This is a genomic window from Paenibacillus brasilensis, from assembly GCF_009363115.1.
Lineage (GTDB): Bacteria > Bacillota > Bacilli > Paenibacillales > Paenibacillaceae > Paenibacillus > Paenibacillus brasilensis.
The window spans coordinates 2,316,027-2,329,943 of sequence record NZ_CP045298.1; the positions used below are offsets into that span (position 1 = coordinate 2,316,027).

General features: G+C 49.7%; 12 protein-coding genes. 11 read left to right on the forward strand and 1 reads right to left on the reverse strand.

Translation table 11 applies throughout. The annotated features are described in order from the left end of the window. Positions 1–164: 164 nt before the first annotated feature. Positions 165–1,562, forward strand: coding sequence for a bifunctional UDP-N-acetylglucosamine diphosphorylase/glucosamine-1-phosphate N-acetyltransferase GlmU (glmU, locus tag GCU48_RS10975; protein WP_152380024.1), 1,398 nt, complete (start codon positions 165–167; stop codon positions 1,560–1,562). Between the two features lie 59 nt (positions 1,563–1,621). Continuing rightward, positions 1,622–2,575, forward strand: a complete 954-nt coding sequence (locus tag GCU48_RS10980) for a ribose-phosphate diphosphokinase (protein WP_025719025.1) — start codon at positions 1,622–1,624, stop codon at positions 2,573–2,575. 70 nt (positions 2,576–2,645) lie between these two features. Here GCU48_RS10980 and GCU48_RS28840 read toward each other — a convergent pair whose 3' ends face one another. Beyond that, positions 2,646–2,846, reverse strand: coding sequence for a hypothetical protein (locus GCU48_RS28840; RefSeq protein WP_025719022.1), 201 nt, complete (start codon positions 2,844–2,846; stop codon positions 2,646–2,648). A 75-nt stretch (positions 2,847–2,921) separates the two neighbouring features. On the opposite strand from GCU48_RS28840, the gene pth reads away from it, so the two are divergent. The 9 genes from pth to GCU48_RS11030 all read left to right on the forward strand — a co-directional run bounded on the left by pth (position 2,922) and on the right by GCU48_RS11030 (position 13,807). Continuing rightward, positions 2,922–3,482, forward strand: a complete 561-nt coding sequence (gene pth / locus GCU48_RS10990) for an aminoacyl-tRNA hydrolase (protein ID WP_152380025.1) — start codon at positions 2,922–2,924, stop codon at positions 3,480–3,482. Positions 3,483–3,567: 85 nt separating this feature from the next. Then, the gene (gene fin, locus GCU48_RS10995; RefSeq protein ID WP_025719019.1) at positions 3,568–3,798 is read left to right on the forward strand and encodes an anti-sigma-F factor Fin; all 231 of its coding nucleotides are present in this window, start codon (positions 3,568–3,570) and stop codon (positions 3,796–3,798) included. Between the two features lie 134 nt (positions 3,799–3,932). Further along, on the forward strand, positions 3,933–7,460 hold the full coding sequence (gene mfd, locus GCU48_RS11000; RefSeq protein WP_152380026.1) for a transcription-repair coupling factor: 3,528 nt from the start codon (positions 3,933–3,935) through the stop codon (positions 7,458–7,460). Further along, the gene (locus tag GCU48_RS11005; protein ID WP_152380027.1) at positions 7,444–8,562 is read left to right on the forward strand and encodes a peptidylprolyl isomerase; all 1,119 of its coding nucleotides are present in this window, start codon (positions 7,444–7,446) and stop codon (positions 8,560–8,562) included. The genes mfd and GCU48_RS11005 overlap by 17 nt, the downstream gene beginning before the upstream one ends. A gap of 167 nt (positions 8,563–8,729) precedes the next feature. Further along, on the forward strand, positions 8,730–9,272 hold the full coding sequence (gene spoVT, locus GCU48_RS11010) for a stage V sporulation protein T (protein WP_025719013.1): 543 nt from the start codon (positions 8,730–8,732) through the stop codon (positions 9,270–9,272). 140 nt (positions 9,273–9,412) lie between these two features. After that, the gene (locus GCU48_RS11015; protein ID WP_152380028.1) at positions 9,413–11,218 is read left to right on the forward strand and encodes a putative polysaccharide biosynthesis protein; all 1,806 of its coding nucleotides are present in this window, start codon (positions 9,413–9,415) and stop codon (positions 11,216–11,218) included. 148 nt (positions 11,219–11,366) lie between these two features. Beyond that, positions 11,367–12,866, forward strand: a complete 1,500-nt coding sequence (yabN, locus tag GCU48_RS11020; RefSeq protein WP_152380029.1) for a bifunctional methyltransferase/pyrophosphohydrolase YabN — start codon at positions 11,367–11,369, stop codon at positions 12,864–12,866. Positions 12,867–13,256: 390 nt separating this feature from the next. Further along, positions 13,257–13,529 carry an HU family DNA-binding protein gene (locus GCU48_RS11025; RefSeq protein WP_007428028.1) on the forward strand — a complete coding sequence of 91 codons (273 nt, stop codon included), beginning with the start codon at positions 13,257–13,259 and terminating at the stop codon, positions 13,527–13,529. Next, positions 13,529–13,807, forward strand: a complete 279-nt coding sequence (locus tag GCU48_RS11030) for an RNA-binding S4 domain-containing protein (RefSeq protein WP_025721303.1) — start codon at positions 13,529–13,531, stop codon at positions 13,805–13,807. The genes GCU48_RS11025 and GCU48_RS11030 overlap by 1 nt, the downstream gene beginning before the upstream one ends. The last annotated feature ends 110 nt before the right edge of the window (positions 13,808–13,917 follow it).

Genomic DNA, 13,917 nt, shown 5'->3' on the forward strand with positions numbered 1-13,917 from the left:
CCCCGGGGATGAATGTCCAGCACAAGCTGGCCTGAAAAAATAGCCATTAACCGAAGGTTCGCCGTTATTTTTCAGGAGGATTGTGAAAAGTTAAGCAAAATCTGATCTGGGAATTAACGTTTTAGCCAAGGGGTAACTGTTATTTTCAGGATAGGAGGTTGGACTTGTTGGAAAGGTTGGCAGTCATTCTTGCCGCAGGGCAGGGAAAACGTATGAAATCCAAATTATATAAAGTTCTGCATCCGGTGTGCGGAAAACCGATGGTTGGCCATGTACTCGACACGGTTCGTGAAATCGGGGTATCCCGAAGTGTAGTTGTCGTAGGCCACGGTGCAGAAGCCGTACAGTCTTACTTGGGGCCGTCAGCAGAATATGCGCTTCAGGCAGAGCAATTGGGAACAGGCCATGCCGTCAAGCAGGCCAAAGACTTGCTCGGTCAGGAGAAGGGCACGACCATCGTCATTTGTGGCGATACTCCACTGATCACAGCGGAAACGCTGGAGGGCTTGGTGCAATTGCACGAAAGCCGCGGAGCGGCTGCTACGATTCTGACTGCTGAGCTGGATGACCCGAAAGGATATGGACGAGTTATCCGTGACGCCTCAGGAGCTGTGCTCAAAATCGTGGAGCAGAAGGATTGTTCACCTGAGGAGGATGCTGTTCGGGAGATCAACACGGGAACGTACTGTTTTGACAATGCCAAGCTGTTCGCAGCGCTGGACAAGGTAACGAATACCAATGCGCAGCAGGAATACTATCTGACAGATGTCATTGGTATTTTGCGTGGCGGTGGGGAGCAGATCGAGGCATATTTGACAGATGATGTGTCCGAATCCATCGGTGTGAACGACAGAGTCGCTTTGTCAGTGGCTGAGGGTTATATGCGTGAACGTATCGTTCGCAAGCACATGTTGAATGGTGTCACTATCATTGATCCGTCGTCTACCTACATCGGGAGCGAGGTTGTCATTGGTTCCGATACGGTGCTGTACCCGAACACATGGCTGCATGGTCAGACGCAAATTGGCGAAGATTGTGTCATTGGCCCGCAGGCTGAGATTGAGAATACGATTGTTCATTCGGGCGCAACGGTAAAACATTCAGTGTTGAACGAAGCGGAAGTGGGAAGCAGCACGTCTGTAGGTCCGTTTGCTTATTTGCGTCCAGGCGCGAAGCTTGGCGAACATGTGAAGATCGGTGATTTTGTTGAGGTGAAGAATGCGACCATTGGGGATCACTCCAAGGTGTCTCATTTAAGCTATGTCGGTGATGCCAAGGTGGGAACAAATGTAAATATTGGCTGCGGGGCAATAACGGTCAATTATGATGGATATAATAAATCCATTACAGAAATTGAAGACGATGCCTTTATTGGCAGCAATGTGAATCTGATCGCCCCAATTAAGATTGGAAAAGGTGCTTATGTCGTAGCAGGCTCCACTGTAACACATGCTGTCCCTGATAATGATTTGGCCATTGCCAGACCACGTCAAGAGAACAAAGCCGGATATGCGGATAAAATCCGCGCGCGTGCCAAAGCGAAGAAAAAAAGATCGGAATGACCTTAATCAGCAAGCTGTTGAATCTGTAATGAATGAACCAGCACGGAGGGTTTCTATTAATGACTTATTGCGATTCCAAACTCAAAATATTTACTTGTAACTCCAATCCGAAGTTAGCCCACCAGATTGCGGACTACATCGGAATCCCAATGGGGGAATCCCATACCACATCGTTTAGTGATGGTGAAATCCAGGTTAAGCTGTCGGAAAGCGTACGTGGCTGTCATGTGTATGTTGTACAGTCCACTTGCCTGCCGGTTAACGATAATTTGATGGAGCTATTGGTTATGATTGATGCACTTAAACGCGCTTCTGCGAAAAGCATCAATGTAGTTATGCCATATTATGGTTATGCTCGTCAGGATCGTAAAGCCCGTTCGCGTGATCCGATTACAGCGAAGCTTGTAGCCAACCTGATTGAAAAGGCGGGAGCTCACCGCGTAATCAGTATGGATTTGCATGCCATGCAGATTCAGGGATTTTTTGATATTCCAGTGGATCATATGCTGGGAGCACCAATTTTGGCCCAATATTTCCGTTCCAAACAAATTGAGAACCCGGTTGTCGTTTCACCCGATCATGGCGGGGTTGTTCGTGCGCGCAAGCTGGCGGACTTCCTGAGTGCGCCGCTCGCTATTATTGATAAGCGTCGTCCAGAGCCAAATGTCAGTGAAGTTATGAACATCATCGGGAATATCGAAGGGAAAACGGCTATTTTAATTGATGATATCATTGATACAGCCGGAACGATTGTGTTGGGCGCAAATGCGCTTAAAGAGGGCGGCGTCAAAGACGTGTATGCGTGCTGTACACATGCCGTGCTGTCCGGTCCTGCGATGGAAAGACTGGAGAATTCGCCATTAAAAGAGGTGGTGGTGACGGATACTATTCCGATCGTTCACCCGAATCCGACAAGCAAGCTGAAGGTACTGTCTGTGGCCCCGTTAATGGGAGAAGCCATCATCCGTGTGCATGAAGAATTGTCGATCAGCAAACTGTTTGAAATCGAATAAGCGCTGGCTCATTAAAAAAAAGGGGTTGCTTTTTCCATACGGAAAAGGTAACCCCTATCAGCATGTCAGGCTAAAAGCCTGGCCGAGATATAAATGTAAAGCGTTGACGATTGTATAGCGTGTCCTCTATTTCGACAAAATGGTCATTAAAACGCGCAATGATGCCAATCTGGATGTGTACATTCCTGTCATAAATCTGGACCGGAACGGAATGTTTTAAATGATATAGAAAATGGCTGTCATATAAGAGGATATCACCCTGATTGAGCATACCGACACGCACCTTCCTGTTCAATACAACTATTTTACCAAAAAATAAAGACTTCGAAAGAGGGTGTCATGGTTAATGAAGTGGATTGTAGGATTGGGCAACCCAGGTCCCCAATACGAGAAAACGAGACATAATGTGGGGTTTATGGCGTTGGATGGACTTGCCTCACGTCATAACATTCAGATCAATCAAAGCAAATGCAAGGCGTTGATTGGAGAGGGGCATATCGGCGGCGTAAAAACTGTGCTGATCAAGCCAATGACGTATATGAATCTCTCAGGCGAGTCTTTGCGTGCTTATATGGACTACTATAAAGCCGACCTCGAAGATTTGATCGTCGTGTACGATGATCTGGATACAGAGGTTGGTAAAATAAGATTACGTTACCAAGGTAGCGCAGGCGGCCATAACGGCATCAAATCAATCATTCAGCATACAGGGACACAGTCCTTCAACCGGATTCGTATGGGCATTTCCCGCCCAGAGCCTGGACATGCTATTGTCGATTACGTTCTGGGGACATTCCCCAAGAAGGAAAAGGATTTATTGACTGGTATGATAGAGGATACATGCAGCGCCCTGGAATATAGTTTGAGTCATCCTTTTGAACGGACGATGGCTGAATTCAATAAGTAGTTCAGGCAGAGGCGGACGGGCTTAAATGGAAGATTGTTGGACATACTGAAAGGTATAGAAAACTTTCAGGAGGCATATACATTACATGATTGTTAATTATGTATGCAGACATTGTCGAACTTTCTTGGGACGCATTGATTCCGCGGCAGTAACCGAAGAAAGGTTGGGCTTCCATTCCTTGACCCCTGCCGAGCGTAGAGATATAATAGCGTATAATTCGGGCGGCGAAGTGACTGTCAAAGTCATTTGCGAGCATTGCAGTCAAGCGCTGGAAAATAATCCAGAGCTGAGTTTGCTCGCAAATCCGCTCCAATAACAGGTATTCAACTGGTCAGATGTACCAGCTTGAGAGGTGAAGCGGATTTTTCGCTTATGGAGCCTTGGCAGCATTGCTGAGGCTTCTTTTTCGGTTTACATGTAACTATTTATAAGCATAAAGGGGTGCCTTTTTTGTTACAAGCACTTATTCAGGCTTTTACGAAGGATGCTGATTACGCATCCATTGCAGCAGGCATATCATCAGGCATGAAGGAACAGCTGATATCGGGTTTATCAGGCTCTTCAAGGCAGATACTGATGGCCGCGCTTGCCGAAGATACCGGGCGACCGTTAATGGTCATGACGCACAATATGTTTTCCGCTCAAAAAATAGCAGATGATTTGCAGGAAGCGCTTTCCCCTGATCAGGTTTTACTGTACCCAGCTAACGAACTGGTGGCTGCTGAAGCAGCGATATCCAGTCCAGAGACATTATCCCAACGAATTGACGTATTGATACGATGCGCCCAGGGTTTCCGTGGGGTTGTTGTTGTGCCTTTTTCTGGTGTGCGGCGTTTACTGCCGGTTCCGGAAACATGGCGTGAGGCTCGTATTGAGCTGAAAGAAGGCGAGACGATTCAGCTAGAGTCGTTTTTGCTGCATATGGTCGAAATGGGATATCAGCGTGTAGAGCGTGTAGAGTCACGTGGTGAGATGAGTGTGCGCGGGGGAATTATTGATTTCTATCCGATGACAACCCGTTGGGGCTATCGTGTAGAGCTGTTTGATGATGAAATTGACTCTATCCGTATGTTTGATCCGCAGGATCAGCGTTCAGTAGAAAAGGTACAGAACGTGATCGTAACACCGTGCAAGGAAGTTATTGCGAGCAACCAGCGTATGGATCAGGCGGCGGATGCTGCTGCCATTATATTGGAGGAACAGCTGGGCAAAATGAGCGATCGTCAAGCCAAGCAGCATCTGAAAGAAGAGATTCATCGTGAAATTGAGCTGCTGCGGGAGCATGTGTATTTTGACGAAATCTATAAATATATCTCCCTGCTGTATCCTGAGGGCAAAACCTTGGCGGATTATATGCCGGAGGATACGATTTTGGTGATTGACGAACCGGCACGAATGCTGGAAACAGCCAAGCAGCTGGAGCGGGATGAGTCTGAATGGAATCTGCATTTGCTTCAAAACGGTAAAACGCTACCGCAACTGGAGCTATCGGATAACTCGGACAATCTGCTGTATAATCGGAGATTTCAGACCCTGTTCCTGTCGATCTTCCTTCGTCAGGTTCCGCATACCCAGCCGCAAAATATTTTGAATTTCATTTGCCGGGGCATGCAGGATTTCCACGGCCAAATGAATGTGCTTAAGGCGGAAATGGATCGTTGGCACAAGGCAGGCACACAGGTTATGATGCTGGCAAGTGGCAATGAACGACTGGATCGGATGCGCCGGGTGCTTCAAGACTATGGTATTGATGAGCCTATGATGGCTATTGGCAATCTGCAAAGCGGCTTTGAGATGCCATCTATTCATTTGGCGGTTATTACTGAGGGCGAAATGTTCTCTCAGAAGCAGCGTAAAGCGCGCAAGCAGGGCCGCCATGTGGACAACGCTGAACGGATTAAGAGCTACAGCGAGCTGAAGGTGGGCGATTATGTCGTACACCAGAATCATGGCATCGGGAAATACATGGGGATTGGCACGCTGGAGGTTGGCGGTATCCATAAGGATTACATGCACATTGTCTATGCGGGCGGCGATAAGCTGTCTGTGCCGATTGAACAGATTGATCTGATTCAGAAGTATGTCGGCTCGGAGGACAAAGAGCCCAAGATTTATAAGCTGGGCGGCAATGAGTGGACACGAGTTAAGAGTAAGGTGCGCAGCTCGGTTCAGGACATTGCGGATGACTTGATCAAGCTGTATGCAGAGCGTCAATCAGCACCGGGGTTTGCTTTTGAAAAGGATTCGCCGGAGCAGCAGGAATTTGAGGATATGTTCCCGTATGAAGAGACCCGTGACCAGGTTCGGGCTATTGAAGAAATTAAGAAGGACATGGAGCAAAGCCGTCCGATGGATCGTTTGCTGTGCGGCGATGTAGGCTACGGCAAGACCGAAGTCGCTATTCGCGCTGCCTTTAAGGCGGCTATTGAGGGCAAACAGGTAGCGGTACTGGTACCGACGACGATTTTGGCACAGCAGCACTATGAGACGTTCCGTGAACGTTTTTCCGGGTATCCGTTCAACATTCAGGTGTTGAGCCGTTTCCGCTCGCGCAAAGAGCAGAATGAGACGACCAAGGGAGTTCGACAAGGTACGGTTGATATTGTCATCGGCACCCACCGTTTACTCTCTCAGGATCTGGTGTTTAAGGATCTGGGGCTGCTGATTGTTGATGAGGAGCAACGTTTTGGCGTAACACACAAGGAAAAGCTGAAAAAGCTGAAAACGAATGTAGACGTATTGACGTTAACGGCTACGCCTATTCCGCGTACGCTGCATATGTCCATGCTGGGTGTGCGCGACCTGTCGGTTATTGAGACACCGCCGGAGAACCGTTTTCCAGTGCAGACTTATGTGGTTGAGCACAGCCAGACGCTGGTACGCGAGGCCATTGAACGTGAGATGGCACGTGGAGGGCAGGTATACTACCTGTACAATCGTGTGCAGGGCATTCAGGAAATGGCTGCAGAGATCAACGCGCTCGTGCCGGAGGCCAAGGTGGGTGTGGGCCATGGACAGATGTCGGAAACCGAGCTGGAGAAGACGATTTTGGACTTCCTGGATGGCGAATATGATGTATTGGTCAGCACCAGCATTATCGAAACCGGAGTGGATATCCCGAATGTGAATACGCTCATTGTGCATGATGCCGATAAAATGGGGCTGTCCCAGCTGTATCAGCTCCGTGGCCGTGTAGGCCGTTCTAACCGGATCGCCTATGCTTATTTCACGTACCAGCGGGATAAGGTGCTTACGGAAGTAGCGGAGAAGCGTCTTCAGTCTATCAAGGAGTTTACGGAGCTGGGCTCCGGGTTCAAGATTGCAATGCGCGACCTGTCCATTCGCGGAGCGGGTAACTTGCTGGGCGCAGAGCAGCATGGATTCATCGCATCCGTCGGTTTTGACCTTTACTCGCAAATGCTTGCTGAGGAGATTAATAAACGTAAAGTCAGCGTACTTGGAGAAGAGGACCTGTCGAATCGGAACTGGAGCACGTCGATTGATTTGAGCGTCGATGCTTACCTGCCGGGAGACTATATTTATGACAGTATTCAGAAGATTGAAATTTATAAAAAGGTTGCGGCAGTCAGCACCTTTGACGAGGCTTCTGAGCTGGAGGATGAACTGGTCGATCGGTTTGGCGATCTGCCGGAGGCAGTGCGTCATTTGTTGGCTGTGGCTCGTCTCAAGGTATATGGACGGATGTATGGCATCGAGTCCATTGTCCAACGGGATGACAATATGGTGTTGAAGTTTCATGAAGGGCGCCAGCAGGCGCTGCAGACTGCCAAGCTTGCCGAGATTGGCAATCGCTTTGAAAGACGTGTACAATTTGAACAGGGCACTTCTATGAGCGCACGCATAAAGGGTAAGGGTCTAAATGATGCACAGCTGCTAGAGCTGCTGGAGCAATTTTTGAGTGCATTGAAAGAAGCATTCACATTGAAGGAGGAACTGCAAAATGTCACAACTAAATAAAAGAAAACCTTGGAGAATGCTCTCCCTAAGCATGGCAGCGTTGTTGGCTATATCCGTGCTGGCAGCTTGTACCAAACAGGCTGACGAGAGTAAAGTCCAAGAAGGTCCAAAGGACAACAGTAAGACTGTCGTGACCTATACGGGTGGAACCATTACGGAGAATGAATTCAACCAGGAAGTCAGCATGATGAAATTTTTGTACCCGGAATATGAAGCTGCGTTAGCTTCGGATCAGGTACGGGAGCAAATTGCAAAACAGGAAGTAGTGTACAAGCTTCTGGCGGCCAAAGCGGATGACAAGTCCAAGGAACAGGGTGCCAAGGAAGGGAACGAACAGCTGGAGCAGTATAAAAAGTCGGTCGGAGAAGTTAAGTTCAAGAAGTTTTTAAGTGATCAAAAGCTGACTGAACAAGGTGTGAAGGATTACTTTACGCGCGTAATGACCGTAATCAACAGTGAAACGAACAAAGTAACAGACGATCAGATGAAACAGGAATTTGAGAAAAATAAAGATCAATTCACGACGGCAACCGTGCGCCATGTGTTGATTAATTTCCAGGATCCAAAAACGAAGAAGGAACGCAAAAAAGAAGATGCCCTCAAGCTGGCCAAAGAAGTGAAGGCGAAGCTGGACGGAGGAGCGGATTTTGCGACGATTGCCAAAAAATATTCAGAAGACCCAGGCTCTGCCTCTAATGGCGGTCTGTATGAAAATGCATCCGTAGCACAATGGGTACCCGCTTTTAAAAAGGCAGCCGAAACCCAGCCGATTAACAAAATCGGTGATCCGGTGGAAACGGAATACGGATATCACATCATCAAAGTGGAATCCCGCAATGAGCCTACGTTTGATAAATTGAAGGACAACGAAAAGGCTGCCCTGAAAAACAAACTGGCCGGGGAAAGTATCCAAAACTTTACGGATCAAGAATTGGCCAAGCTTAATTTGAAAATCAATCTGCCGAAGGCACCTGCCGCGCAAGAGAAAAGCGGCACTACTTCGGGCACCGGCCGCACGACTGCACCAAGCGGAACAACAGGTAGCACCAGTGATACCAAGGCAGGAACAGCCAAAGACGGGGCTACAAACGAAGGTAAATAACTGAACATGCATAAGGAAATGGGAACAGATGAATACTATGGTCAGATATCACCATAAACACCATGACCGTGACGTTCTTCGTGACCGCTTCCGGGGGAGTGGAAGCGTCTTTCGATACCGTCAGTAGTTGACTAAATTCTTCTTGGGAAAGTGGGGCAACATGTGAAATGAAAGCTACTGGTATAGTTCGCCGTATTGATGATCTTGGGCGTGTAGTTATTCCAAAGGAAATTCGCCGCACCTTGAGAATTCGTGAAGGAGATCCGCTCGAGATTTTTGTGGATCGTGACGGAGAAGTCATTTTGAAAAAGTATTCACCTATCGGTGAGCTTGGTGATTTCGCCAAAGAATATGCTGAGTCCCTGTTTGAAAGCACAGGCCATATTACGATGATTACTGATCGCGACACCATTATTACGGTGGCTGGGGGCTCCAAAAAAGAGTTCTTGGACAAGCCGATCGGCAGCATTATCGAAAATAGTATGGATAATCGCAAGACTGTACTGGAAACAACCAGCGGCTCCTATGAGCTAACCCGTGACCACGAAGAAACAATCTCGTCCTTTGTGACGGCTCCCATTGTTTCCGGTGGCGATCCTATTGGTTCGGTTATTTTACTGAACAAGGACGAGAATGTAAAAATGTCCGAAATGGAGATCAAAATGGCCGAAACGGCCGCTGGTTTCCTGGGCAAGCAAATGGAACAGTAACACCCCGTTTCACCCCTGTATGGCGTACAGGATGGCATAAGCCGTCTTCGCTGTACAGGGATTTTTTTCTTTCCGGAAGAAGAGGCAGTATAATAGGAATCGTGAAAGAGGCATATTTCAGGTAGGAGTGGAGACGGAGAATGCAGGAAAATCGCGCCGCTTCGCGGTTGCTACGGGGTGCTGTCATTTTGACACTGGCGGCGGTAGCGAGCAAGCTGATCGGCACATTGCAAAAAATACCGCTACAAAATATCGGCGGCGACGGTGTGTTTGGTATTTATAATACGGTTTATCCTTTTTATACGCTGCTCATTACCATTGCAGCTGCTGGATTTCCGGCAGCGATATCAAAATTTGTAGCTGAGTATGAGGCGGTGGGAAACCAAGCAGCAGGGCAACGGGTTGCTCGGCTATCTTCGCTTGTATTGGGCATCTTTGGTTTAGTTCTAGGGGTGCTGATGTATACGTGTGCGCCGCTAATCAGCCTGTGGATCGACAATGCTCATGTCATACCCTCGGTGAGGGCGGCGGCGGTTGCCTTTTTGTTCGTGCCGGTGATGGCAGGGCTGAGGGGATATTTCCAAGGCTTGCAAAATATGATCCCGACCGCTGTCTCTCAAGTGACGGAGCAGGCGGTACGGGTAAGTGTGATGATCATATTGCTGCTGCTCATGCTGTCGCAAGGAGCAGGTGCGGATATGATTGCAGCCGGAGCTGTGTTTGGTTCAGCCGCTGGCGGTGCAGCGGGATTGGTCGTCATGCTGTTATTCTGGCGCAACCACAGGAAGAAGCTTCAAAGTCAGGGGAGGCTGTCTGAACAGGCCTCGCAGCCTGATGGGAAGATAGAACAAAGGGCCATGCAGGAGACTGCATCTGGACGCGCTGACGCCCTGAAAACAAGGACGGGCCATTTGGAGAATGGCAGTCGTGCTGTCGTATCGGGTGTGCTGGAGAGTGCAGCCGGAGCAGCAGAGCAACGGGCTGGAGAAGCTCACATTACTGAAAGCTATGGTTCTTTGCTAAAAGCATTGCTGCGTTATGCCTTGCCTGTTTGCCTTGGAGCGCTGGCCGTTCCGTTAATTAGCCTGGTAGACACATTTACTGTCCCCCGCTTGTTAAAGCAGGAGGGCTTGGACGATACGGCGGCTATGGTGGCCTTCGGTGTCTATAACCGCGGTCTGCCGCTCGTACAACTGGTCATGATGTTTGCCACCACACTGTCGGCATTGTTCATCCCATCGCTGGCAGAGGCCCGGGTGACCGGCGGCACGGAGCTGGCCCGCCGCCAGTGCGAGCAATCGCTGCGCTGGTTTTGGCTGCTGGGTCTGGCCGCTGCGACAGGTTTGGTCGTGCTGGCCGTACCCGTTAATGTGATGCTGTACGCGGATGATACCGGCAGCGAGATCATGCGCTGGATGGCGCTGACCGCCGTAGGCGGTACGCTCAGCATCATCTCGGCTGCGCTGCTGCAAGGGCTTGGCGCCGTTCGCGCGCCAGCTCTGGCGATGCTCGCCGCAGCAGCAGCCAAGGCGCTGCTAAACTGGCTGCTTGTGCCGCAGCTAGGCACGGCTGGAGCTGCCATTGCGGGAGCCGTCGCCTATTTGCTAGCGGCGGTGATCAACATCGCGCTGCTGGCCCGTCTCGTGGGCCTGCGCGGAAGCTGGTCCGCCAGCGTATTCAAGCCGGCTGCGCTGCTGATCGCCTTAGCCTGCGCAGCAATAGCGGTGTCGTGGGGCACCGGCGCTGTGCTGGGTGCCTTGGGCTGGACCGCTGGTGGCCGTGCCACAGCAGCAGCGGAAAGCCTGCTGGGCGTAGCAGCAGGCGCCGTGGTGTTCGTGATCGGCCTTGCTCGCTTGCGGCTGATCACGGAGGCTGAGCTTGTGGCGGTGCCCAAGCTCGGACGCCCGCTGGCAGCCGTGCTGCGCCGGCTGCGCGTGTTGGCGTAGCCTTGGCAATGCCGCTTACGGACAGAGCGGCATTGCCATTTTATGAGCCTATACAACTTTGTGGTATAGTAAATGCCAAAGCAAAGGAAGTGGGATGCGCCGTGTTTTCTCGGAGCATGCCTGGTTTCTGCGGAACGGAGGATTCGATATGAGCGTAACATTAACGGTCGTAGGCTTGGGCTCGGGAGATCCCGATCAGCTTACGATAGGGATATTGAACAAAATGCGGGGCGCTTCGGCGCTGTACCTGCGGACAAGGGAGCATCCGGCGGTTAAAGTACTGGATGAGTTTGAGGTGGCTTTTGAGTCGTTTGACACGGTGTATGAGACAAAGGAATCTTTTCCAGAGGTATACGAGGAAATTACCAGCCAATTGATTGCAACGGCTGCCAAGGCGGCGGATGGAAGCGAAATTGTCTATGCGGTTCCCGGTCACCCGATGGTAGCGGAAGCAGCGGTACAGCTGCTTAAGGAACGTTGTCCTAAAGAAGGCATCGAGCTGAACATCCTGGGCGGTGAAAGCTTTCTGGATGAAGCCTTTGTGCGTCTTGGATTTGATCCGATTGAGGGTTTCCAACTGCTCGATGCGGGTACACTGGATGCGAGCTGGCTTCAGCCTCAGCTACATACGCTGATCGGACAAGTGTATGACGCCTTCACTGCATCCGATGTGAAGCTGTGTCTGATGGAACGTTATCCTGACGATTACCAGGTGTATGTCGGTCACGCTCTTGGGGTAGAAGGTGAGGAAGCGGTACATAAGGTTCCTCTGTACGAGCTGGATCGAGTGGAGGGCTACGGAAACCTGTCTCTGGTGTATATACCCCGTAGTGAGGATGAGGCGCTCAAGCGGCGATCTTTTGACCGTCTGCACGAGATTGTCGATATTTTACGCAGCCCGGAAGGGTGTCCATGGGATCGTGAACAGACCCATCAGTCCATCCGCAAAAATCTGATCGAGGAAACGTATGAAGTCATCGAAACGATAGATGAGGATGACCCTGAGCATATGAAGGAAGAGCTGGGCGATTTGCTGCTGCAAATTTTGCTGCATGCCCAAATGGAAGAGGAAGTTGGAGCCTTCAATGTCTATGACGTGATTCAGGGATTGAATGATAAGCTCATTTTCCGCCATCCGCACGTATTTGGTGACCATCAGGCGAATGATGCGGAAGAGGCGCTGCAAAACTGGGAGCAGATGAAAGCCGAGGAAAAACGGCTTAAAGGGACAGCGTCCGCACAGTCTTCTGTACTCGATGGGGTTCCACGTGATTTGCCTGCGCTCATGAAATCATACAAGCTTCAGAAAAAAGCAGCTAAGGTAGGCTTCAACTGGGATAGTATCGAAGGTGTATTTGACAAACTGGACGAGGAAGTGGCTGAATTGAAGGAAGCGGTCCGTGAAGGCCATTCCGTAGAAGCACAGTTGCTGGAGCTAGGTGATGTATTATTCGTTGCTGTGAATGCAGCTCGATTTATGGAAGTAGACCCCGAAGAGGCATTGTCTGCCACCAATCGAAAATTTATAAAACGATTCCAGTATATTGAACAAAAATTACGCGAGCAGGGGCGTCGTCCTGAGGACAGCAGCGTAGAAGAAATGGAAACCTACTGGCAGGAAGCCAAAAAGCTCCTTGACAGAGCTTGATCACACCGCCCTGCTGAACAATGATTCGGTCAGAGAGCGACAAAAAACACAGGTAAAGAGTGGCTTGCCTATGGACTGCACAGGCCAGCAAAGGAGACGCGTGCAGGGTTAAAAGCATGCCTGGTTTGAGGAGACTTGCCAATGGGGAGCGTTTTGTAGTAGGATGTTGGCTTAACTGGGGTCCAATAAAAAAACGCCTGCTATTGCAGGATTTTTAGGGGCAAGCCAGAATAACTTGTAGTAATTCTGAAAATAACTGTAGCTTACAGACAAACGTGCTACAGTTGAATTCAGAGAGGCTTCGGCCGCAGCTTGACCTCACGTCTGCTCCAGGTATGGACATGCAGCGGCGTGATGATTACTTTTTGATATTTGGGAGGCTTTTATCTTATGAACAAGACAGATTTGATCAACAATATTTCCAGCAAAAGCGGTTTGAGCAAACGTGACGTTGAAGCTGTATTGAATGGCGTTCTTGGTGAAATTACAGATGCACTCGCTAGTGGCGACAAAGTACAACTGATCGGCTTTGGTACTTTTGAAACGCGCAAACGTTCCAGCCGTACAGGTCGCAACCCACAAACCGGCAACACGATTGAAATTCCAGAATCGACCGTTCCTGCTTTTAAAGCCGGTAATAAGCTTAAAGAAGCCGTTAACTAATGCGTCTTGATAAATTCTTGAAAGTCTCGCGGCTGATTAAGCGGCGTACCGTAGCCAAGGATGTCTCCGAACAGGGGAGAGTGGTGGTGAACGGACGCGAAGCCAAGCCGAGCAGTGCGGTCAAAGTGGGCGATGAAATCACTGTCCAATTTGGTCAAAAGCTGGTGACTGTGCGAGTGGAACGGCTCGCCGACACTACACGCAAGGACGAGGCTGCAAGTATGTACACTTTGGTGAAAGAAGAGCCTATTGCCAGGGAGAGCGGTTTGAACTGGTAAGCAGGCACCGAATTTTCTCATCGAGCTGTACATGAAAGCACTCCTTCATCATCTGATGAAGGGGTGCTTTTTTTAGGTGATAAGCCTTCTTTAAGGCTGGCTGATTTAAA